The sequence below is a fragment of the Nocardia goodfellowii genome, from assembly GCF_017875645.1.
In the GTDB taxonomy this organism is placed as follows: domain Bacteria; phylum Actinomycetota; class Actinomycetes; order Mycobacteriales; family Mycobacteriaceae; genus Nocardia; species Nocardia goodfellowii.
In genome coordinates this window covers 7,674,378-7,695,217 of record NZ_JAGGMR010000001.1, presented here as the reverse complement: position 1 = coordinate 7,695,217, position 20,840 = coordinate 7,674,378, and the positions used below count along the sequence as shown (strand labels likewise).

The 20,840-nt window shown below is 66.9% G+C and carries 19 protein-coding genes, 2 tRNA genes and 1 pseudogene; 7 read left to right on the top strand and 15 right to left on the bottom strand.

The annotated features are described in order from the left end of the window. Positions 1 to 52 precede the first annotated feature (52 nt). Entirely contained in the window at positions 53 to 1,369 is a 1,317-nt protein-coding gene (locus BJ987_RS35685; RefSeq protein ID WP_209897423.1) for a DUF7159 family protein, read from the top strand. A gap of 61 nt (positions 1,370 to 1,430) precedes the next feature. Here the strand turns inward: BJ987_RS35685 and BJ987_RS35680 are convergent, their stop codons facing one another. Together BJ987_RS35680 and BJ987_RS35675 are read right to left on the bottom strand one after the other, a co-directional pair. Beyond that, entirely contained in the window at positions 1,431 to 2,243 is an 813-nt protein-coding gene (locus tag BJ987_RS35680; protein WP_209897422.1) for an ABC transporter permease, read from the bottom strand. Then, on the bottom strand, positions 2,243 to 3,193 hold the full coding sequence (locus BJ987_RS35675) for an ATP-binding cassette domain-containing protein (RefSeq protein ID WP_209899662.1): 951 nt from the start codon (positions 3,191 to 3,193) through the stop codon (positions 2,243 to 2,245). Before BJ987_RS35675 ends, BJ987_RS35680 begins: the two co-directional genes overlap by 1 nt. A 188-nt stretch (positions 3,194 to 3,381) precedes the next feature. Between BJ987_RS35675 and BJ987_RS35670 the strand changes: the two genes are divergently transcribed. Beyond that, the gene (locus BJ987_RS35670) at positions 3,382 to 4,113 is read left to right on the top strand and encodes a TetR/AcrR family transcriptional regulator (RefSeq protein ID WP_209897421.1); all 732 of its coding nucleotides are present in this window, start codon (positions 3,382 to 3,384) and stop codon (positions 4,111 to 4,113) included. Here the strand turns inward: BJ987_RS35670 and bcp are convergent. Beyond that, positions 4,110 to 4,580, bottom strand: a complete 471-nt coding sequence (gene bcp / locus BJ987_RS35665) for a thioredoxin-dependent thiol peroxidase (protein ID WP_209897420.1) — start codon at positions 4,578 to 4,580, stop codon at positions 4,110 to 4,112. The two genes, BJ987_RS35670 and bcp, sit on opposite strands and share 4 nt — an antisense overlap. A gap of 66 nt (positions 4,581 to 4,646) precedes the next feature. On the opposite strand from bcp, the gene BJ987_RS35660 reads away from it, so the two are divergent. After that, entirely contained in the window at positions 4,647 to 4,871 is a 225-nt protein-coding gene (locus BJ987_RS35660) for a DUF3618 domain-containing protein (RefSeq protein WP_194819787.1), read from the top strand. A 72-nt stretch (positions 4,872 to 4,943) separates the two neighbouring features. Here the strand turns inward: BJ987_RS35660 and BJ987_RS35655 are convergent, their stop codons facing one another. The 4 genes from BJ987_RS35655 to BJ987_RS35640 form a co-directional block, all read right to left on the bottom strand. Further along, positions 4,944 to 5,237 carry an excalibur calcium-binding domain-containing protein gene (locus BJ987_RS35655; RefSeq protein WP_209897419.1) on the bottom strand — a complete coding sequence of 98 codons (294 nt, stop codon included), beginning with the start codon at positions 5,235 to 5,237 and terminating at the stop codon, positions 4,944 to 4,946. Between the two features lie 123 nt (positions 5,238 to 5,360). After that, positions 5,361 to 5,684 carry a hypothetical protein gene (locus BJ987_RS35650; protein ID WP_209897418.1) on the bottom strand — a complete coding sequence of 108 codons (324 nt, stop codon included), beginning with the start codon at positions 5,682 to 5,684 and terminating at the stop codon, positions 5,361 to 5,363. Between the two features lie 89 nt (positions 5,685 to 5,773). Further along, the gene (locus tag BJ987_RS35645; protein ID WP_209899659.1) at positions 5,774 to 6,373 is read right to left on the bottom strand and encodes a transglycosylase SLT domain-containing protein; all 600 of its coding nucleotides are present in this window, start codon (positions 6,371 to 6,373) and stop codon (positions 5,774 to 5,776) included. A 782-nt stretch (positions 6,374 to 7,155) separates the two neighbouring features. After that, positions 7,156 to 7,228 (bottom strand) — tRNA-Lys (locus BJ987_RS35640). Between the two features lie 356 nt (positions 7,229 to 7,584). Here BJ987_RS35640 and BJ987_RS35635 point away from each other — a divergent pair. Further along, on the top strand, positions 7,585 to 8,793 hold the full coding sequence (locus tag BJ987_RS35635) for a L,D-transpeptidase (protein WP_209897417.1): 1,209 nt from the start codon (positions 7,585 to 7,587) through the stop codon (positions 8,791 to 8,793). Between the two features lie 77 nt (positions 8,794 to 8,870). Here the strand turns inward: BJ987_RS35635 and BJ987_RS35630 are convergent, their stop codons facing one another. The 3 genes from BJ987_RS35630 to orn form a co-directional block, all read right to left on the bottom strand. Beyond that, complete coding sequence (locus BJ987_RS35630) at positions 8,871 to 9,152, bottom strand: hypothetical protein (RefSeq protein WP_209897416.1); 282 nt, start codon at positions 9,150 to 9,152, stop codon at positions 8,871 to 8,873. A gap of 177 nt (positions 9,153 to 9,329) precedes the next feature. Next, positions 9,330 to 9,402, bottom strand: a tRNA-His gene (locus BJ987_RS35625). A 55-nt stretch (positions 9,403 to 9,457) separates the two neighbouring features. Beyond that, entirely contained in the window at positions 9,458 to 10,111 is a 654-nt protein-coding gene (orn, locus tag BJ987_RS35620; RefSeq protein WP_209897415.1) for an oligoribonuclease, read from the bottom strand. Between the two features lie 177 nt (positions 10,112 to 10,288). On the opposite strand from orn, the gene BJ987_RS35615 reads away from it, so the two are divergent. Further along, positions 10,289 to 12,148 (top strand): helicase HerA-like domain-containing protein, encoded by a 1,860-nt coding sequence (locus tag BJ987_RS35615; protein WP_209897414.1) that lies wholly within the window; start codon positions 10,289 to 10,291, stop codon positions 12,146 to 12,148. A gap of 164 nt (positions 12,149 to 12,312) precedes the next feature. On the opposite strand, the gene cmrA is transcribed toward BJ987_RS35615, so the two are convergent. The 3 genes from cmrA to BJ987_RS35600 are packed head-to-tail and all read right to left on the bottom strand — an operon-like array spanning position 12,313 to position 15,799. Then, positions 12,313 to 13,107: a mycolate reductase gene (gene cmrA, locus BJ987_RS35610; protein ID WP_209897413.1), complete on the bottom strand. Its 795-nt coding sequence runs from the start codon at positions 13,105 to 13,107 to the stop codon at positions 12,313 to 12,315. A gap of 50 nt (positions 13,108 to 13,157) precedes the next feature. Continuing rightward, positions 13,158 to 15,188, bottom strand: coding sequence for an NADPH-dependent 2,4-dienoyl-CoA reductase (locus tag BJ987_RS35605; protein WP_209897412.1), 2,031 nt, complete (start codon positions 15,186 to 15,188; stop codon positions 13,158 to 13,160). Next, the gene (locus tag BJ987_RS35600; RefSeq protein ID WP_209897411.1) at positions 15,185 to 15,799 is read right to left on the bottom strand and encodes a PadR family transcriptional regulator; all 615 of its coding nucleotides are present in this window, start codon (positions 15,797 to 15,799) and stop codon (positions 15,185 to 15,187) included. The genes BJ987_RS35605 and BJ987_RS35600 overlap by 4 nt, the downstream gene beginning before the upstream one ends. A gap of 104 nt (positions 15,800 to 15,903) precedes the next feature. Between BJ987_RS35600 and BJ987_RS35595 the strand changes: the two genes are divergently transcribed. Beyond that, positions 15,904 to 17,259, top strand: coding sequence for an MFS transporter (locus tag BJ987_RS35595; protein WP_209897410.1), 1,356 nt, complete (start codon positions 15,904 to 15,906; stop codon positions 17,257 to 17,259). Positions 17,260 to 17,306: 47 nt separating this feature from the next. Here the strand turns inward: BJ987_RS35595 and BJ987_RS38325 are convergent. After that, positions 17,307 to 18,732 (bottom strand): annotated as a pseudogene (locus BJ987_RS38325) (serine hydrolase domain-containing protein). A gap of 182 nt (positions 18,733 to 18,914) precedes the next feature. After that, a complete protein-coding gene (locus BJ987_RS35580) occupies positions 18,915 to 19,529 on the bottom strand; it encodes a TetR family transcriptional regulator (protein WP_245366281.1) in 615 nt (204 codons plus the stop codon). Positions 19,530 to 19,703: 174 nt separating this feature from the next. Here BJ987_RS35580 and BJ987_RS35575 point away from each other — a divergent pair, with 174 nt between their 5' ends. Next, a complete protein-coding gene (locus tag BJ987_RS35575; protein WP_209897406.1) occupies positions 19,704 to 20,816 on the top strand; it encodes a ferredoxin reductase in 1,113 nt (370 codons plus the stop codon). Positions 20,817 to 20,840: the final 24 nt, after the last annotated feature.

Here is a 20,840-nt window from a genome sequence, read left to right as displayed (position 1 = left end):
GGATTCGCGTGCATTGACCGAGGTTCAGGATTCACATCGGGAAGGCGTATCTGTGGTAGCTCGATCTGTGGTCACTCTCGGCGTTTCCACCGAACGTGGTGCCGTGCACGCGGTAGCGCTGGCCGAAAGCGGCGAGCGGCTACCGGAGCGCGTGCTGCTGCACCGGGTGGCGAAAACGCACGGCGACACCAAGGCGGACGTAGCGGCGGCCGTGCACGCGGCAATGGACGATATCGCCGCCGAGCTCGACGACGAGCTGGAGATCGCGGGGGCGGCCGTCGCCTACCGCGATGCCGCCGAACGACGCGCCATCGTCACCGAATTGGCGTCGGGGCAATGGCATACGGCCTCGCTGGTGTCGGCGAAGGCGGCGCATCTGAGTGTCGCCGGCGCCATGACCTGGCTGAGCGAGTTCGACGATCTGGTCATCTGTGAAGTGGTCCCGGGATATCAGGCGTTCACCCTGGTCGACCGGTACCGCCGCCGGGTGCTGGCCGCCACCAGCCAGGCGGGCGGCGCGACCGAGGAGTCGCTCGGCGCGGCGGTGACGGCGGCATGGGACCAGTTCGAGGCGGCCGCGGTTCGCCCGGACGCGGTGGTGCTGATCGGATCGGCCGCCAACACCCCGGCGGTGCGGGACGCGGTGGACGGGTTCGGCGCACCGGTACTGCCGTGCAAGATCGCGAAGGTGGCGCCCGCGGTCGGAGCGGCCCTGTTCGCGATGGCGGATGTCGGCGGTCTGGCCGATTCCGCCGAGCAATCCCATCCGGTGCGCGGCACCGCGGCAGTATTCGCGGCGGCCAGCGTGCTGGCGGGCGGACTCGTGGTGGGCGGTCTGTATGCCACGAATTCGCGGGCCACTCCCACGGTGGTCGCGGACACCCGGCTGGGCTCGGACAACCGGGCCATCGTGGACAGCGGTTCGTCGGCCTCGGATACCGGTTCGTCGAGCGGTTCGTCGGCCGGCGTCTCGATCGAGCCGGCGGCGCCGCCGTTGGCTGAACCCACGGGTTCGATCGCCGGCACCGGGGCGGCACCCGAACCGACGATCGTGCTGCTCGACCCGCCCGCGGGGACGGGTTCGCAGTCGCTGGTCGGCTCGCGGCTGGTTCAGGACCGGCCGGAGGCCATGGTGCCGCTCGAGGAGCTCGGCGCGACGCACGAGGCCGAGCAGGGCCTGTCCGCGGTGCTTCCGGGCGCTGGCGTTCCCAGCGGGACCACCACGAAGGTCGGCGCACCGAACGGTTCGCTGCTGTTCCCGGGCGAGGCACCGCCGCCGCCGGCGTTCACCCCGGAGTCGTACCGGTGGTGGGACAACCACGTCCGCATGATGGTGACGTGGGCGACGCAGCAGGTCATGCCTGCGTGATCTCGACCACCGAGAGGCCCGGCGCCCTTGTGGCGCCGGGCCTTTCGCGTGCCCGCGGCGCTCAGTCCTTGGTGCGCAGCCGGAACAACCTGCCCGCCGCCAGGTATCCCGCCAGCGCGATCCCGGCGCACCACAGCACGGCCAGCAGCGCGCTGTTGCCGATCGGCGTGCCCATCAGCAGTCCGCGCACCGTCTCGATCACGGGTGTGACGGGCTGGTTTTCGGCGAACCAGTGCAGTGCCGTGGGCATCGACTCCGGGGGCACGAACGCGCTGCTCACATAGGGCAGGAACATGAAGATGAAGGTGAAGCCGTTGGCCGCCTCCGGATTCTTGGCCAGCAGTCCCAACGCCGCGGCCACCCAGGAGAGTGCGAAGACGAACATCGCGATGACGCCGAGCGCGCCCAGCCACCGCAGTGGATCCGATGTCGGCCGGAACCCCAGCGCGACCGCCACGATGATCACCAGCCCACTGGTGATCATATTGCGAATCAGGCTTTCCACCACGTGTCCGGTGAGGACCGCGGTGCGCGCGATAGCCATGGTCCGGAACCGGTCGATGATGCCGTCGGTGAGATCGGTGGACAGGCTGACCGCGGTGGTCGCGGCCCCGAATCCGGCGCACAGCAGAATGATTCCCGGCACCACGTAGTCGATGTACGGTCCGGGGCCCACATCCATGGCGCCGCCGAAGACGTAGACGAACATCAGCAGGATCATGATCGGCAGCGCGATCGTCATGATCATCGAGTCGGGGCTGCGCAGGGTATGCCGGAGATTGCGTTCCAGCATGGTGCCGGAATCCCGGACGGATCGGAGCAGTCCGGGACGGAGCGCGGACAAGCCGTCGGAATGGGCGGTCACGGTAGTCATCAGGCAGCCTTCTCGGTCTGGGTGGGGTGGCCGGTCAGTGCGAAGAAGACATCATCGAGATCCGGCACGTGCACGGTGATTTGGTGGACGGGGATGTCGAGTTCGGCGAAGCGGTTGAGTAGTTTGCGGACCTCGTCGGCGTGCCCGTCGGAGGGCACCTGCAGCGTGAGTTGTTCCGGATCGTCCTGCCCGTCGATGACGCGTGCCGCCGCGGCGAGCGCTTGCTGGTCACCGAAGCGCAACAGTAGGTGGCCCCCGGGCGCGAGCCGTTTGAGCTCGGCGGGTGTGCCCTCGGCGACGATCCTTCCGCTGTCCAGGACCGCTATCCGGTCCGCGAGTTGGTCGGCTTCCTCGAGGTATTGCGTGGTGAGGAAGACGGTGGCGCCGTCGGCTGCGAGTCGGCGGATGACCGCCCACAGGTCGCGCCGGCTGCGCGGATCGAGGCCGGTGGTGGGCTCGTCGAGGAAGATGATTCGGGGGCGTCCCATCAGGCTCATGGCCAGATCCAGGCGGCGGCGCATGCCGCCGGAGTAGGTGCCCGAACGGCGGTCACCGGCTTCGGTGAGATCGAAGCGTTCCAGCAACTCGGTGCTGCGCCGGTTGATTTCCGTGCGGTCCAGGTGCAGCAATTTCCCGGTGAGCCTCAGGTTTTCCAGACCGGTGAGCATGCCGTCGACAGCCGAATACTGCCCGGTGACGCCGATGAGCTGCCGCACGGTATCGGCTTCGCGCAGGAGATCGTGCCCGAAGACCCGGACCTCACCGGCGTCTGGGGCGCTGAGCGTGGCGAGGATGCGAATCAGTGTGGTCTTGCCCGCGCCATTCGGCCCGAGCAGTGAGAAGACCGTTCCGGCGGCGACAGTGAGGTCTATGCCGTCGAGTACGACGTGTTCGCCGAAGGATTTGCCGAGCCGGTGCACGGCGAGGGCGGGAGGTGGCTGTGGGGACATCAGGAAGGCTCCGATCCAAAACTGTGTATGCACTAAACTCAGTTTATAGGGTAAACAGTTATCGGGCGCAAGTGCCCGATCGACTGCGGGGACCGCGTGCGCGGCCGGGATGCGGGGCGCGCAGGATTGGACGCACGCGGTGGCGCACGATGCCGCCGCGCGGGTGCAGGAGAGGAGTGCGGAAGCCGATGGCGACACCTGGGGACGCGGCGATACCGAAGTCGCTGGCGCTGTTGTGGGGCCTGGACGGGGCAGGGGAGCGCGGCCCCAAGCGCGGGCTCAGCCTCGAGCAGATCCTGGACACCGCGATCGGCATCGGCGATGCGGAGGGTTTGGCGGCGATCTCGATGGGGCGGATCGCCAAAGAACTCGGCTTCACCGCCATGTCGCTGTACCGCTATGTCGACAGCAAGAAGACCCTGTTCGACATGCTGCTGGATCGGGCCATCGGCCTACCGCCCGAGACGGTGTCGGGTGAATCGTGGCGGGAAAGCCTGCGGCGCTGGGCACTGGCGGAATACGAGGCCCTGGAGCGGCACCCGTGGTGGCTGGATATCCCGGTGAACGAACCGCCGATGGGGCCCAACAATATGGCCTGGCTGGAGGCGGGCCTGGCCACACTGGACGAGACCCGCGTGCCGAATGCCATTCGCATGCAGCTGGTGATGAACATGACGTTCTACGTGATGGGCCGAGTGCGGGTGGGGCGCAGCCTCAACGCCGACGAGGGGGAGGACGAAGACTACGACGCGATGCTCGCGCGGCTGATCGATCCGCAACGCTTCCCGCACGTGGCCGCGGCATTCGCCCGGTGGCCCTACAACGACGACGAAATCGATTGGCAGATACTCGATTTCGACTTCGGTCTGGAGCGGATGCTGGACGGCTACGAGAGCTTCATCCGCTCCTTCGACACCTAGACCGACAGGTCGCGGCGCAGCTTCGCGACGTGACCGGTGGCCCGGACGTTGTACTGGGCGACCTCGATCTTGCCGTTCTCGTCCACCAGGAAGGTGGATCGGATGACACCGACCACGGTCTTGCCGTACATCGTCTTCTCGCCGAACGCGCCGTAGGCGTTCAGCACGGACTTGTCCGGATCCGACAGCAGCGGGAAGGTCAGCTTCTCGGCGTCGCGGAACTTGGCCAGCTTGGCGGGCTTGTCCGGGGAGATGCCGACGACCTCGATGCCCGCGCCCTCGAGCTCGGCCAGACTGTCGCGGAAATCGCAGGCTTGCTTGGTGCAGCCAGGGGTGCTCGCGGCCGGGTAGAAGTACACGATGACCTTGCGGCCGCGGTAATCGGCGAGTGAGACCTCGTTGCCGTCGGCGTCGGGCAGCGTGAACGCGGGGGCGGTATCGCCGGGGGAGAGTCGTTTGTCGGTCACGCCGAGCACGGTAACCCAACCTGCCGACAGATACACTCGTCTGCAAATCCGAAGGAGGACACAAGAGTGGCGAAGGATACCGAGCGGATCGAGCGGGAGATCGAGCTGGCCCGCACCCGGCTGGCGAGCACGCTCGACGAGATCGCTGTGCGCGCCGATCCGCAGCGGATCGCCGACGACACCAAGCACATGGTGCTGGCGAAGCTGAACGAACCCAAGGTGAAGTACAGCCTGATCGGTGCGGGCGCGGTGGTGGTCGGCCTGGTGCTGATCAAGGTTTTCCGCCGCTGAGCTGAATCTCCGAGTACGACAACAAAAAACACCCGGTGTTCGACACACCGGGTGTTTTTCGTTTGAGCGGTATCAGACCGTCGGGCAAGCGAATCCGTCGCCGTCGGGATCCAGATGCGGGCCGTAACCCTGTTCCCCACGGAAGAGGGGAGCACGACCCGCCACTTTGGCCTCCTCGCAGTTGCGGAAAGCTCCTGTGGCAGAACCGGTCTGGGACAGACCCGCCGAGCCGGTCGCGGTGGAGCCGGTATCGATGGCGGACGAACCGGTGCCGGAGGAACCGGTGGGATTGGCCATGGCGGCGGGCGCCGCGAGGAGCGTCAGGCCCGCAACGGCGACGTTGACGGTGAGCCGGCGAACGTTCATGTATTCCTCTGTGTCTACTGCGGTTGGGGAGATGGCGCGCTGCGAATTTTTCATGCCGCCGTCCAACACTGTTGTGACGCACCGCCATCTTGTCAACCGAGAGTAATCTGCGACACCAGGTATTCAGCCTGCGGTCCATGGTCTGACAGGCGGTTTCACCCACAGGATCTTCTCGTCGGGGCAAGCTCGGCCGGCCGCCGGGTGGCCGGGGTTGCGCGCTGCCCACGCGGCTTTCTCGTCGAGCAGCCGGGCGGCCACGGTCCAGGTTTCCTCGGTACTGGGCGGGTTGGTGCCGGCGGCACGGGCCAGTTTCCGGCGCGCCGCCGCGGGCAGTCCGAGCAATTCCGCCCCACTGATATCGCGGTCCCAGAGGTAGGTGGCCAAGCGGCGGGCCTTCTCGGCGCGGCGGCTGACCGACACATCGGAGTGCGCGTAATCGTCGGCCATCGCCGCAGTCTATGCCGGAAGCCCCGGACCAACCTAGTGGTCACGGGGCTTCCGGAAAGCTGTGCGGTTGTTGTTCAGTTGTCGATGGCTCAGTACGCCGAGTTGACGTTGTCCATCGAGCCGTACCGGTGCGCGGCGTAGTTGCAGGCCGCGACGATGTTGGCGACCGGGTCCCAGACATCGTAGGGGGTACCGGGCACGTGGTAGGTGGCGAAGGTGGGGTCGATCACCTGAAGCAGGCCCTTGGACGGGATGCCCATGGCGGCATTGGAGTCCCACAGGTTGATCGCGTCCGGCTTGCCGGCCGATTCCCGGATGATGTTCTTGAGGATGCCCTCGTAGCTGCCCGGGATGTTGTTGGCCCGCATGATGTCGAGCGCCTCGCGGATCCAGCCGTCGAGGTTGTCCGGGTAGGCCGGCGCCGGCGCCGGAGCGGCGGCAGCGACCTTCTCGGCGACCGGCGCCTCGACCGGAGCCTCGGCCTCGGCCTGCTTGGCCGGGGCGGCGACGGCGGCGGCGACGGCGGTTTTCGCCGGCTTGGCCTCGGAGATCATGGCGACACGCGAGGGAACGCTATCGTCGGCCACCGACACCGCGGACGATGCGGCGACGGCCGCGATACCCGCTGCGGCCACTGCGAGGGAGATGCCTTCGCGGAGGTTCGGACGTCGGATGGTGGAGAGGTTCATTACGTAGTCGGTTCCTTGTTCGGGGACAGGGTTGATCCGGCCGCGCAGCAGCGCGGATCCTTGGCGGGCTACCATCGGGGTGCTCGCCGCAGAGCTGTGCTGTTGTGTGGTTTGGTTGTGGGGGAACTCTGTCCCCAGACGACGCGGGTCGGGTTGCGGACTTCGGGTTCGCGCTCCTAGGCGCACCCTGTCCGCAGCGTCGCGCGGATCTCCTCGTCACACCGACGAAGAGGTTGACTCGGAATCGGGGATCGCGAGCTGGATGCTCGTTCCGCCAACCGCAGCAGGATCATGGTCTCGTCCTGGCCGAAGCGGTTCATTTCCGAATGGGGTTTGTATTACTCCTCGGTCTTACCAACTTCAGGTCTGTTTGCGACCTCGTTACAGAGTGATCACGGATGTTGAACAGAAGGTAAACGAGAAATGAACGGCAGGTCGTTTCGATCTTGGAACCCCCTGGCCAACGCCTATGAAACCGTATGTACGCGGGGAGTTTGCCTCTAGTACGCTAGTGCTGTAGGTCACAAAACTATTTAGAGTGAACGCCTTGCAGAACGGGTAAGCGGGCGCGCGAGTGTCCCATTCGTGATACTTGAACCCCCGAAGGTAACGAACCAACAACCGCTCAACTGTCCGATTAGCCCGAAACGGTCGCCCGCCCGTGACCGGGGGTCCGGGGGCGAAGCCCTCCGGCTGGGGTTTGGGGGCTCGGCCCCCAAAAACAATGACGAAACGAGAAAGGCTCATGCTCTCCATGAGCATGAGCCATCTACGAAGTGGAGTGCGCCATCAGGGACTCGAACCCCGAACCCGCTGATTAAGAGTCAGCTGCTCTGCCAATTGAGCTAATGGCGCCGGTTTGCTCCGATCCGGGGCGCTTGGCTCCGTTCCGGTGCGGGACAAACATTAACAGGCGGAAGTGGTAGATGTGAAATCGCCTGGTGAGCGGCCTTTTCGGTGTGCGGCAACGAGTGCGGGCAAGTTGCTGCCCAGAGGTGTTAACGCCGGGAGGGTCCGCGCGTATCTAATCGGTGTGACTCCGCCGTGTCGGGGCGGTATTCGCGTTGGATCATGCCGGTCGGACTGGCAGAATGACGGGCACGTGGTCTCGACCGATCCCGCCGGCGCGGTGGGTTGAGCTGTGCAGTCGGTTGGATCCGAAGCCATCGGCGCGTTGACGAACGGCGTCGGGACTTGAAACGGGGTTGGATATGCGCTTTGGTCGTGGTCGGTCGGTACGGATGCTCAGTGCACCCTTGATTTTGCTGGCGGTGGCGACACTCGGGCTTTCGGCCTGCTCGTCGTCTTCGGGCAGCACCGGGCCGGCGGTGGCGATCGACCGGAACCCGATGACCGAGCTGATCAAGCCGAAACTGGTCGCACCGGTGAAGAACGGCGACGTGGGGGTGTCACCGGCGATGCCGATGACCTTCAAGGTCGAGGACGGCAAGTTCACCACTGTGCGACTGGTCAACGCCGAGGGCCGGCCGGTCAGCGGCAAGCTGGGCGCCGACGGCCAGACCTGGGAGACCACCGAGGTGCTCGGCTACGGCAAGACCTACCGGCTCGAGGCCGACGCGATCGGCCTGGGCGGGGCGAACTCGTCGGCGATGAGTTTTACCACCAGCTCGCCCGGCAACCAGACCAAGCCGTACCTGATTCCGGGTGAGGGCGAGGTCGTGGGCATCGGTCAGCCGGTGGCGATCCAGTTCGACGAGAACATCCCGGACCGCAAGGCCGCGCAGGACGCCATCAAGATCAAGACGGATCCGCCGGTCGAAGGCGCGTTCTACTGGGTGAACAATCGCGAGGTGCGTTGGCGGCCCGAGCATTTCTGGGCTCCGGGCACCAAGGTCACCATCGATGTGAACGTCTACGGCAAGGATCTCGGCAACGGGCTGTTCGGCCAGGACAACATCACCTCGCACTTCATCGTCGGCGACGCGATGATCTTCACCGCTGACGACAACACCCACATGGTCACGGTGGAGAAGAACGGCCAGGTGATCAAGGAGATGCCGACCTCGATGGGCAAGAACAGCACGCCCACCGACAACGGCATCTACATCGTGGCCGACCGGCACGAGAAGCTGATCATGGATTCCTCCACCTACGGTGTCGCGGTGGGTTCCCCGGACGGCTACCGGACACCGGTCGATTACGCGACGCGAATCTCCTACAGCGGCATCTTCTTCCACTCGGCGCCGTGGTCGTTGGGCGCGCAGGGCAGCTACAACGCCAGCCATGGCTGCCTGAACCTGAGCCCGGCGAACGCGCGCTGGGTGTACGAGAACACCAAGCGCGGTGACATCACGATCATCAAGAACACCGTGGGCGGCACGCTGTCCGGCGTGGACGGTCTCGGCGACTGGAACATCCCGTGGTCGGAATGGAAAGCCGGCAACGCCGACATCAGCTGAAAAGGCTTCGGCGACAACGAGAAAGGCCCCTGGCGACTGCTGGGGGCCTTTCGTCAATTCCGCACCCGTGGCGGTAGTCAGCGCAGCGGGATGGTGGGGCCGGGCGTGCCCGGACAGGTGAGATTCGCGTTGAACGCGCTGCCGACGGCGGCGCAGATCAGTGGTCCGCCGAAGAGCAGCCGTTCGAGTCCACCGGCGGAACCGGTTTCGCCGGAGCCTGTGGTGGTGACCCCACCCGCGGAGCCGGCGGACGAGCCGGTGGTCGCGCTGCCGGTTCCGGCAACGGTATCGGCGCCCGCGGGCGCGGTCCCCGAAACAAGTGTGGCACCGACGAAAGCTGCGATAACCGCGGAACGCATCACGAAATCTGTGTCTTTCTGGTCGTGCGGCGGTGCCCCCGTGACACCACTGCCCTGCAGAGCGTACGGCCGAGCATCGCCGCCGGGGCCGGATTCAGGAGAAGTGTTGTTTCACAATCTTGCGGCCCGCGGAAACGGCAGAAGCCCCGGTCCGCATGGACCGGGGCTTCTGCTCCGGGTGGCTGACGGGACTCGAACCCGCGACAGCCAGGATCACAACCTGGTGCTCTACCAACTGAACTACAGCCACCATCGCCGGTGAATCACCGGCGCGATAGATATTAGCGTGTGTACCCCGCTAGTCCCTAATCGGCGTCCGCGATGCCGTTGAGCTGGGCGGATTCGGCCGGGCTCGGCGTGACACCGCTCACTTCGGCGGCGATCACGGCGATCTCGGTGGTCGACGGGCCGGGCGGCGCGACGAACGCGGTGCGCCGGTAGTACTCCAGTTCCCGGATGGATTCCTTGATGTCGGCCAGGGCGCGGTGGGTCAGGCCCTTTTCCGGCTGGCCGAAATAGATGCGGGGGTACCAGCGGCGGCACAGCTCCTTGATGGAGCTGACGTCGATCATCCGGTAGTGCAGGTGCTTGTCCAGCGCGGGCATGTCGCGCGCCAGGAACCCGCGGTCGGTGGCGATCGAATTGCCTGCCAGCGGAGCGGTTCCGGCCACCGGGATGTAGGTGCGGATGTAGTCGAGCACCTGCCGCTCGGCCTCTTCGAGGGTGACGGTGGAGCGGCGCACCTCGTCGGTCAAGCCGGATTTGGCGTGCATGTCGGCGACCACCGGGGGCATCGCCGCCAGCGCCGCGTCATCGGCGTGGATGACGATGTCCACACCCTCACCGAGAATGTTGAGGTCGCTGTCGGTCACGAGCGCGGCCACCTCGATCAGCTTGTCGCCGTCGAGACGCAGACCGGTCATCTCGCAATCCATCCACACCACTAGTTTGTCGGACACCCCGGCAACACTAGTAGGAACTGCCGCGCCGGTTGTTGCCGACGCCACCGCGCTTTACCCGGTCCGAACATGATCGGCGGGGATAGAGTTTGCAGGCAGTCCAGCTCCACGGTTCGGTGCAAGCGTTTTCGGTACGACGGCAATCCGCTAGCGGTGTCAGACCAAACGGAGGACGCGATGACAACTCCCCAGGAGAAGGCCGCGGCGGCGCGGGCTGCGGCGGAGGAGGCCGCGCGGGTCGCGGCCGAGGCGCAGGCGGCCGCGGTGGCAGCCGAACGCGAATGGGCGGAGCAGCAGGCGGCCGCCGACGAGCAGCTGGGTGGCGCTGCCGACGAGCAGGAACGTGCCGCCGCCGACGAGCAGCTGGGTGCCGCCGCCGACGAGCAGCTGGGTGCCGCCGCCGACGAGCAGCAGGGTGCCGCCGCCGACGAGCAGCAAAGTGGCGCTGCCGACGACCCGGAACACGCGAATGCCACCGCAAGCACGACGACGCGGGCTGAGCAGCCCGCCTCGGGCTCGCCGCAGGCGCAGGAGATCGCCGCCGGGTACTTCTTCGAAGGCGAGGCGCTGGAGCTGGGGGCGGTGGTGATCGACGGTGTCCCGGATCCGGCTGCGCTGGTGCGGATTCCGATGCGCACCCTGAACCGGCACGGCTTGGTCGCGGGCGCGACCGGCACCGGCAAGACGAAGACTTTGCAGGGCATCGCCGAACAGCTGTCGCGAGCCGGTGTGCCGGTGGTGATGGCCGACATCAAGGGGGATCTGTCCGGGCTGACGACGCCGGGGGCCTCGAACGAGAAAGTCGCCGAGCGGGCCGAGGAGACCGGCGACCACGATTGGACGCCGGCCGGATTCCCGACCGAGTTCGTGTCGCTGGGTACCGGCGGCGTCGGAGTGCCGATCCGCGCCACCATCTCGGCATTCGGGCCGGTGTTGCTCAGCAAGGTGCTGGGGCTCAACGACACGCAGGAGTCCACACTCGGTTTGATCTTCCACTGGGCCGATCAACAGGGCCTGGCGCTGGTGGACCTGAAGGATCTGCGCGCGGTCATCACGCACCTGACGAGTCCCGAGGGCAAAGCGGATCTGCAGGGGATCGGCGGGGTCTCCGCGCAGACGGTGGGTGTGATCCTGCGCGCGCTGGTGAACCTGGAGAGCGAGGGCGGCGACACGTTCTTCGGTGAGCCGGAATTGGATCCGGCCGACCTGGTCCGCAGCGTCGGCGGCCAGGGCGTGATCACGCTGTTCGAACTCGGTGCGCAGGCGGCCCGCCCGGTGATGTTCTCCACGTTCCTGATGTGGGTGCTCGCCGATTTGTTCCAGACGATGCCCGAGGTCGGCGATGTCGACAAACCGAAGCTCGTCTTCATCTTCGACGAGGCGCACCTGCTCTTCGCCGATGCCTCGAAGGCCTTCTTGGATCAGGTGCAGCAGACGGTGAAGCTGATCCGTTCCAAGGGCGTCGGCGTCTTCTTCTGCACCCAATTGCCCACGGATATCCCGAATTCGGTGCTTTCCCAGCTGGGCGCGCGCATCCAGCACGCCCTGCGCGCGTTCACCCCGGACGATCAGAAGGCACTGTCGAAGACAGTGCGCACCTACCCGAAGACCAGCGCTTACGACCTGGAGAAAGCCCTCATCGGGTTGGGCACCGGTGAGGCGATCGTCACGGTGCTGTCGGAACAGGGCGCGCCGACGCCGGTGGCGTGGACCAGGATTCGACCGCCGCGCTCGCTCATGGGCACCATCGGCGACGAAGGCATCCGCTCCCGCGCCCTGTCCAGTGCGCTGTACGCCAAGTACGGCCAGACCATCGATCGCGAATCCGCCGCGGAGCTCCTGGCCGCGAAAATGGAGGCCGCGATTCAGGACGCGCCCCAGGCTCCCGCGCCGTCGGGCCGCTCGCGGCAGCCCGAAGACGACAATGCCGCGGCGCGCATCATGAAGAACCCGGCGGTGAAGAGTTTCGTCCGGTCGGCGGCAACGGCGGCGGGCCGCGAGATCAGCCGGAGCATCTTCGGGACCCGCCGACGGTAGCGGCACGCCGTTCGCGCATCGAACGGATGGTCGACGCGCTAGCCGCCGACGCGCTAGCCCCGAGCCGCTAGCTGCCGAGCCGCTAGCCGCTAGCTGCCGAGCCGCTAGCTGCCGACCCGCTAGCCGCCGACCCGCTAGCCGCCGACCCGCTAGCTGCTGACCCGCTAGCCGCTGAGTCGCTTGTACGCCGCGCCGGCGACCACCGAGGTGATGGCGCGCGGGCCGTACTGGCCGGCCAGGCTCATACCTTTGCTGATCAGGCCGGGGACGACTCGCATTTTGTTCTTGGCCAGCGCGTCGACGGTGATCTGGGCGGTGTGTTCGGCGGTGACCCAGATGAACTCCGGAATCTTGGTGCTGACCTCTTCCTGGTCCGGGTTGTCGGTGCGCACCGGGCCGGGAGCCAGCAGGGTGACATGCACGCCGTACTCCTTCATCTCCCCGCGCAGCGACTCGGCCCAGGTGTTGGTGAACGCCTTGGACGCGGCATAGGTGGCGTTGTTCGGAATCGGCATATTGCCCGCCGCCGAACCGGTGATCAGGATGCCGCCGCCGCGCCGCTCGATCATGCCCGGCAGCACCGCCAGCGAAAGATCCTGCACCGCTACCGCGTTCAGCTCCATGATGGCGCGCTCGTAGTCCAGATCCAGCTTCGCCAACGGTCCGAACGTGGCCACGCCGGCGTTGTTGACCAGGATCGCGATATCTCGCTTGGCCAACTCCTCGACCAGCGGCCGCCGCGCCTCCCGGTCGGACAGATCCACCGCTCGCACCTCCGCGGTGATCCCGTGCGTCAGTGTGAGCCGCTCCGCCAACTCGGTGAGCAGCTCACCCCGCCGCGCGACCAGGATCAGCGAATACCCGCGCGAGGCGAGTTCAGCGGCAAGGGCCATGCCGATGCCGGAGGAGGCGCCGGTGACGACGGCGCGGTTCTCGGAGGTAGGGGAAGGCAAGCTCACGGGTGCGAGCCTAGTGCTTCGGTCCGGCCGGGCCGCGCCACGTCCGGCGGTCAGAGCCGGGCGGCCAGGCGGGTGCCCTGATCGATGGCGCGTTTGGCGTCCAGTTCGGCGGCGAGTTCCGCCCCGCCGATCAGGTGCGGGTCCAGGCCGGCCGCGCGCAGTGGTTCCGCCAGGTCGCGCACGGATTCCTGGCCCGCGCAGATGATGACGTTGTCGACCGGGATCAGTTGCGGCCGTTCACGTTTCTCGCCGAAGCTGATGTGCAGGCCGTTGTCGTCGATGCGCTCGTAGTTGACGCCGCCGACGTGCTCGACCCCCTTGGCCTTCAGGGCCGCGCGGTGCACCCAGCCGGTGGTTTTGCCGAGGTCTTTGCCGAAGGCGGAGGTCTTGCGTTGCAGCAGAACGACTTCGCGTGCGGCGGGGGAGGGTTTCGGGGTGGCGAGCTGACCGGGGGCCTGCTCGTTATCCGAGTCGACGCCCCACTCTTCTTTCCACTCGTCCAGTTTGAGCGTGGGATGGCCGTCGACGGTCAGAAACTCGCTGATGTCGTATCCGATGCCGCCGGCGCCGATGACGGCCACGCGCTTGCCGACCGGCTTCCCGTCGCGCACCAATTCGGCGTAGGACAACACCATGGGGTGGTCGATACCGGGGATCTGGGGAATGCGCGGCTGCACGCCGGTGGCGAGGACGACCTCGTCGTAGCGGGCCGCGATGAGTTCGTCGGCGGTGACGCGCTTGTTCAGGTGCACGGTCACCCCGCGGACCTCGAGCATCCGGGTGTAGTAGCGGATGGACTCGTTGAACTCCTCCTTGCCGGGAATGCGGCGGGCGATGTCGAACTGGCCGCCGATCTTGTCGTCGGCCTCGAAAAGGTCGACCCGATGGCCCCTTTCGGCGAGTGCGACGGCGGCCGACAGACCCGCCGGGCCCGCGCCGACGACGGCGACGCGCTTGCTCCGGCGGGTCGGCAGCAGCTTCAGTTCGGTCTCGTGGCCCGCGCGCGGGTTCAGCAGGCAGGACACCGTCTTGTGCTGGAAGGCGTGGTCGAGGCAGGCCTGGTTGCAGGCGATGCAGGTGTTGATCTCGTCGACCCGGTCCTGCTGTGCCTTGTTGACCCACTCGGGGTCGGTGAGGAACGGCCGGGCCATCGAAATGAGCTGGGCGTCACCGCGAGTCAGAATCTCCTCGGCGATCTCCGGCATGTTGATGCGGTTGGACGCGCACACCGGAATGCCGACCTGCTGGGTGATCTTCGCGGTGAACTCGACGAACGCCGCGCGCGGCACCGAGGTTACGATGGTGGGCACCCGGGCCTCGTGCCAGCCGATGTCGGTGTTCAGAATGTTCGCGCCCGCTGCTTCGAGTTCCTTTGCCAGGGCGACGATTTCGTCGAAGGTCTGCCCTTTCTCCACCAGCTCGGCCATGGACAGCCGGAACACGATGATGAAATTCGGGCCGACCGCGGCGCGGGTGCGGCGCACGATCTCCACGGCGATCCGGCGCCGGTTCTCCGGCGATCCGCCCCACTTGTCGGTGCGCTTGTTGGTGCGCGGCGCGAGGAACTGGTTGATGAAATAGCCTTCGCCGCCCATGATTTCGCAGCCGTCGTACCCGGCGAACTGGGCCAGCTTCGCGCAGCGGGCGTAATCCTGGATCGTCTGCTCGATGCCCTTGGCCGAGAGTGCGCGCGGGCGGAAGGGATTGATCGGCGCCTTGATCGAGGAAGCCGAAACACTGCCGGGCATATAGGAGTACCGGCCCGCGTGCAGGATCTGGATGGCGATTTTGCCGCCCTCGTCGTGCACCGCCTTGGTGATGGCGCGGTGCCGGTAGGCCTCGGTCTTGTTGGTGAGTTTCGCGCCGAACGGCAGCAGCCAGCCGGTGCGGTTGGGCGCGTAGCCCCCGGTGATGATGAGACCGACGCCGCCGCGGGCACGTTCGGCGAAGTAGGCGGCCAGCCGGTTGGTGTCCCAGGCGCGATCTTCCAGGCCGGTATGCATGGAACCCATCACGACGCGATTGCGCAGGGTGGTGCAGCCGAGGTCGAGCGGCTCGAACAGGTGGGGGAATGCACTCATCGGGGAGCTTCACTTTCTCCGTCGTCGAGGGGGATGGCAGCCGACGTAGCCGGCGGGAGAGGTGCGGACATGTCCGCGCGCGGACGCAGGGCTTGCAATACTTCGTCGCACCATTCGACGAACCCGGCCTCCACGCGGATGCCGCCGCGCAGGACGAGGTACTGGTGCAGGGGTGTGCCGGTGAGTCGTTCCGGCGCGGGGAAGTCCTTCTTCTCCATCAGGCGATAGACCTCGAGGCGCTGCGCGTGCTGGTCGCGCTGGCGGATGACCTCGGTGCACAGGGCGTCGATATCGCCGTGCTCGGCGGCGCGGATCTTGACGCCGAGTTCGCTGCGTGGCATCTCGGTGCTGGAAGGTTCGGCGATCCAGCGGGCCAGTTCGGCGCGGCCGGCGGCGTTCACCGAGTAGACCTTCTTGTCGGGTTTGCCGTCCTGGGCCACGGCCTCACCGTCTACCCAGCCGGATTCCTCCATCCGCTTGAGCACGCGGTAGATCTGCTGGTGGGTCGCGCTCCAGAAGTAGCCGATGGACTTGTCGAAGCGGCGCGCGAGCTCATAACCGGAGCCGGCGCGCTCGGTCAGCGATACCAGGAGGGCGTGCTCGAGGGCCATGCGGACAGAATAGTCGTGACACTCGGTACTATGCAACTGGGTGCATACCGTGCTCGTGGGGTGTTAGCCCGCATTCTTCCGCGGACGCCACTAAGCTCCGGCGCATGACGGAGGTGAACGCCGAGGCGACCGTGGGGCAGGCCGCTGGGCGCCGGCAAGTGGTCTCGTGGGCGCTGTGGGACTGGGGGTCCGCCGCTTTCCACGCCGTGATTCTTACCTTCGTCTTCTCCGTGTACCTGGTGGACGAGGTAGGCGAGGGCCGGCCGGGCGGCATTTCGCCCGGTGCCTGGCTGGGTTTCGCGCTCGGCCTCTCCGGGTTCGTGGTCGCGGTCACCGCGCCGGTGGCCGGGCAGTGGTTCGACGCCACCGCGAAACGCAAACTTTCCCTTGCCGTGCTGACCGGGATCACCATCCTGTCGATGGCCGCGTTGTTCTTCGTGCGGGACGAGCCCCGCTACCTGTGGCTGGGCCTGGCGCTGCTGGCGATCGGCTCCGCCGCCTTCGAGCTGTCGAATGTGCCCTACAACGCCATGTTGCGGCAGGTCTCCACGCCGGCGACGGTGGGCCGGGTCTCCGGTTTCGGCTGGGCCATGGGCTATTTCGGCGGCATCTTCCTGCTGCTCGCCTGCTATCTGGGTTTCATCTCCGGTGACGGTGACCACCGCGGCATCTTCGGCATACCGACGGCTGACGGGTTGAACATTCGTCTGGTCGCGGTACTGGCGGCGGTGTGGTTCGCCTTGTTCGCGCTGCCCGTGCTGTTCGCCGTGCCCGAATTGCCGCGCACCGACGCCGATCCCGGAGCCGCGCGGGCTGGGTTCTTCGGGTCGTACAAGGTGCTGTGGCGAGATCTGACCGAACTCTGGGCCACCGATCAGCGCACCGTCTTCTTCCTGATCGCCAGTGCCATCTTCCGGGACGGCTTGGCGGGGGTGTTCACCTTCGGCGCGGTACTCGCTGTGCAGGTCTACGGCTTCACCGATGCCCGCGTGCTGCTGTTCGGCGTCGCCGCGAATGTGGTTGCGGCACTGGGGGCGATCGTCGCGGGCCGATTCGACGACCGGCTCGGGCCCAAGCTGGTGATCGTGGTGTCGCTGACGTCGATGCTGGTGTGGGGCACCGTGCTGCTGTTCGTGTCCGGTTCGCTGATGTTCTGGATTTTCGGTCTGCTGCTGACCGTTTCGGTCGGCCCCGCCCAGGCCTCGGCGCGGTCGTTCCTGACCAGGCTGACTCCGCCGGGACGCGAGGGTCAGTACTTCGGGCTGTACACGACGACCGGGCGTGCCGCGTCCTTCCTCGCCCCAACGCTTTTCGGCACGTTCGTCGCGCTGTTCGGCGGTGACGGCGAGGGTGCGGAACGGGTGGGCATCATCGGACTGCTGCTGGTGCTGGGCGCGGGGCTGGCCGCGTTGCTCGCGGTCGCGCCGCCGGAACGCGGGCCGGTCGACGCCGCGAGCTGACGTGCGGAAGCCCCGCCGGATCGACCGGCGGGGCACCAGCATTCGGGTCAGTCGGTCTTGGGTGTGGCCCGCGTGCCGACCACCACGCAGGGGACACCGTTGGCCAGTACCGAGAAGATCACCGGCATATAGCCTTCGCTGAAGGACGGCCCCGCACCCGTTCCGGCCCAGACGGTTTCGCTGACCGGGGTCAGGTCGATACTCAGGGGCGGCGACATACCGGCCATCGAGTCGACGAACTCGTACAGCATGTGCGCCTTGCCGTCCCGTTCCTCGACGGTGATCACGACACCGGCACGCCGATAGCTGCCGACGTGCGGAGCGATCGAGACCGCGGGCGGATGCGCCGGAGGCGCGAACGGTTCGGGCATGGTCACCCCGGCCAATTCGCCCAGCAGTTCCCGGAACAGATCGGAGTAGAGCTGCCGGGCGCCGCCACCGTTGGTCAGTAGCACGATCGCCATGCCGGCCGAGGGAATGACGCGCAGGTAGCCGTACTGTCCGATGGCCGCGCCGTCATGGCCGAAGCCGGCTACACCGTTCCAGTTGTTCAGCACCCACCCCAGGCCCTGCCCGTCCCCGCTGACGGTCCACTTGTCGAGACAGTCGATCTCGCGGCGCTGCATCGCCGCCGTCGCTTCCGCGCTGAGCACTCGGGTGCCGTCCTGGGCGAGGCCGCCGGACAGGTGCATCTGCGCGAAACGGGCCATATCGCCCGCGCTGGATGATCCGGGCCGCGGGCGCCACCGAGCGCGGCATCAGATCCCACTCCGGCGCCGGGTCCGGGTCGAGACCCGGCGCACCGAGGTGACTCATCGCGGTGCGGAACTTCAGCGCCTGCTCCGGCAGAGTTACCGTGCGCTCCAGGCCGAGCGGTCTCGCCAAGCGCTCGACGACGGCCTGGTCCCAGGTCAGCCCGGTCAGCACCTCGATCATCCGGCCCATCACGACGTAGCCGATGCCGCCATAGGAGAAGGTGGTGCCGGTGGGGCAGTCCTGCGGTACCTCGCGTGCGGCCTTGACGAACTCGGCCAGGCAGTCATCACCGCGGCCGCTGTCGTAGTTGAAGTCATTGGTCAAACCCGCGGTGTGCGAAAGCAATTGGCGGGTGGTGATGATCTCGGTGGCCGCCGCGTCCGGGACCGCGAATTCGGGCAGCACGTCGATCACCGGGGCGTCGAGATCGAGTTTGCCCTCGTCGACCAGCTGCATGATCAGCGTCGCCGTGTAGACCTTGGCGATCGAACCGCAGAGAAACACCGAGTCGGTGGTGACCTCGACGCCCGTGCCCCGGTGCAGTAGGCCGCTGGCCAGCTCATGGATGTGCCCGTCCACGAGGACGGCCAGGGCGGCGCCCGGCACATTGCGGGCGGCGCGCAACGTGTCCAGTCGTTCCTGCCAGTGTGCGACCGAGAAGCGGTCACCTTCGGTTGCCCGGATGTCGTTGTTGCTCGCGCTGACGGTCGTGCCCATGGTCTTGCCTCTTTCTCTGGCTTCGCTTGCCGGTGCGTTTGCGAACGCTGTTCCCGTGTGCTGAACAATGTACGCATGTGCGAACGCTGTGCGCAAGAGGGCATAAAAAATTGCCTTCGATAAGAGTCGCCTGTCCCGGGCATCGCGCGATCCGCGGCCCGCCCAGGATGGCGCGGGGGAGGCTAGGTGCCGGGCTTCCAGACGCCCATGCCCAGGGCGACCAGGCGAACCTGGTGCACGGTGCGGTCGACGATCGGCTTCTGCTCCCGCGCGGGAGCGGCGATGTAGCCGCCGATGCCGTGGATGACGGTGCCGACGATGAGGTCGGCGGCGATCTCCAGATCCCGCGGGGCCCAGGAGTCCAGGGCGGGGATGCGGGAGAGGTCGGCGACGAGTTCCCGGACGATCAGGTGCAACTCGGTGGTGATGGCTTGGCGCAGTGCCGCGGAGCCGCCGTGGCGTTCGCGGATGAGGAAGCCGAACAGGTCGCGCTTGGGGTCCACCTGTTCGAATACGAAGCGGACCGAAGCGGATACGCCGGCGTCGGGGCTGCGGCGGACCTCGCGCAGGGCTAGGCGCAGTGCGGTGACGCCGTCGTCGACCAAGGTGGCGCCCAGGTCGTCCAAGGAGGCGAAATGCCGGTAGAAGGCCGTCGGGACGATGCCGGCCGAGCGGGCGATCTCGCGCAGGCTCAAAGCCGCGAAACCACGTTCGGCGGCGAGTGCGAGGGTGCCGTCCACCAGTGCCTGGCGGGTCCGTTCCTTGCGCTCGTTTCGCGTCGCTGCCTGCTCATTCATCTCGGTGAGCATACATCCGTTCACCATACGCACCTTCTGGGGATGTTGTTCGGGTCACACAATCTGCCGGTTGACACCGGCACGGGGTCATCAGTCACACTAGTTGAGTGTACAGGCGTGCACTGAAATTCTGGACCGCACGCCGTAGCCCCGAAAAGAGGCATGGAGAACCAAATGGTGGATCTCATCGATGTGGTGCAGACGCTGACCACGCCGCACCCGCTGGACCGATACCTGGAACTGATCCGGCCGACTCTGACCGCGCGGCGGTTGCGGGCCGAGGTCACCCATGTGCGCCGCTCGACGCCGGGCTCGGTGACGCTGACCTTGCGTCCCACCCGGCAGTGGCGGGGGCACACCGCGGGCCAGTACGTCCAGATCGGTGTGGTGATCGACGGTGTCCGGCACACCCGGTGCTACTCGCCGGTCAATCCGGAGAGCCGCCGGGACAAGCACATTCAGCTCACGATCAAATCCCATACGGGTGGGCTGGTCTCGCAGCATCTGTACCAGCATGCCGAACCCGGCATGGTGGTCGACCTCGAACCGGCGGCCGGCACCTTCGCGCTGCCCGAGACCCGCCCCGAGCGGATCCTGCTGATCAGCGGCGGCAGCGGCATCACGCCGGTGCTGTCGATGCTGCGCACGCTGGCGGCGGAGGACTACCGAGGTGACCTCACCTTCCTGCATTACGCGAAATCGCCGGTGCTGGTGCCGCATCGGGCCGAACTCGACGCAATCGCGCGGGCGCACAGCAACTTCCGCATCGAGCTGCGCTATCCCGGGCGGCACGCGGCGGACGAGCTCGAGCCGGTCACCGTGCGCTCGTGCACGGAAATCAGCGGCACCGGGTACTTCGACTACGACGAATTGGAACGCGTCGCACCCTGGTTCGCCGATGCCCAGACCTTCGTCTGCGGGCCGCAGGCCCTGATGGACGCGGTGCGCAAGGTCTATGAGGCCGAGCAGCTGGACGACCGGCTGCACACCGAGGAGTTCACCCTCACGCTGGCCCCGGCCGACGACGTCGAGGTGCACGGGACGGTTGGTTTCGCGGCCAGCGGGGTAAGCGTCGCCAATAACGGCGCGACGCTGCTGGAGCAGGCCGAGGCCGCCGGGCTGAGCCCGGAGTACGGGTGCCGGATGGGAATCTGCTTCTCCTGCACCGCGGTTCGCCGTACCGGCTGTACACGCAATGTCCGCACCGGGGAAACGAACAGTGACCCGGACCAGCCCATCCAGTTGTGCATCAGTGCGCCGGTGGGCGACGTCGAGATCGACGTCTGACGAGACAACGACAGGGGAACAATC

Bases quoted from the DNA above. Each gene is read 5' to 3' on its own strand.
- BJ987_RS35575 (WP_209897406.1), top strand. From the start codon at position 19,704: ATGGTGGATCTCATCGATGTGGTGCAGACGCTGACCACGCCGCACCCG.
- BJ987_RS35615 (WP_209897414.1), top strand. From the start codon at position 10,289: ATGACAACTCCCCAGGAGAAGGCCGCGGCGGCGCGGGCTGCGGCGGAG.
- BJ987_RS35655 (WP_209897419.1), bottom strand. From the start codon at position 5,237: ATGAACGTTCGCCGGCTCACCGTCAACGTCGCCGTTGCGGGCCTGACG.
- BJ987_RS35595 (WP_209897410.1), top strand. From the start codon at position 15,904: ATGACGGAGGTGAACGCCGAGGCGACCGTGGGGCAGGCCGCTGGGCGC.
- BJ987_RS35675 (WP_209899662.1), bottom strand. From the start codon at position 3,193: ATGTCCCCACAGCCACCTCCCGCCCTCGCCGTGCACCGGCTCGGCAAA.
- BJ987_RS35635 (WP_209897417.1), top strand. From the start codon at position 7,585: ATGCGCTTTGGTCGTGGTCGGTCGGTACGGATGCTCAGTGCACCCTTG.
- BJ987_RS35600 (WP_209897411.1), bottom strand. From the start codon at position 15,799: ATGGCCCTCGAGCACGCCCTCCTGGTATCGCTGACCGAGCGCGCCGGC.
- BJ987_RS35650 (WP_209897418.1), bottom strand. From the start codon at position 5,684: ATGGCCGACGATTACGCGCACTCCGATGTGTCGGTCAGCCGCCGCGCC.
- BJ987_RS35670 (WP_209897421.1), top strand. From the start codon at position 3,382: ATGGCGACACCTGGGGACGCGGCGATACCGAAGTCGCTGGCGCTGTTG.
- BJ987_RS35580 (WP_245366281.1), bottom strand. From the start codon at position 19,529: ATGAATGAGCAGGCAGCGACGCGAAACGAGCGCAAGGAACGGACCCGC.
- BJ987_RS35645 (WP_209899659.1), bottom strand. From the start codon at position 6,373: ATGAACCTCTCCACCATCCGACGTCCGAACCTCCGCGAAGGCATCTCC.
- BJ987_RS35680 (WP_209897422.1), bottom strand. From the start codon at position 2,243: ATGACTACCGTGACCGCCCATTCCGACGGCTTGTCCGCGCTCCGTCCC.
- BJ987_RS35630 (WP_209897416.1), bottom strand. From the start codon at position 9,152: ATGCGTTCCGCGGTTATCGCAGCTTTCGTCGGTGCCACACTTGTTTCG.
- BJ987_RS35605 (WP_209897412.1), bottom strand. From the start codon at position 15,188: ATGAGTGCATTCCCCCACCTGTTCGAGCCGCTCGACCTCGGCTGCACC.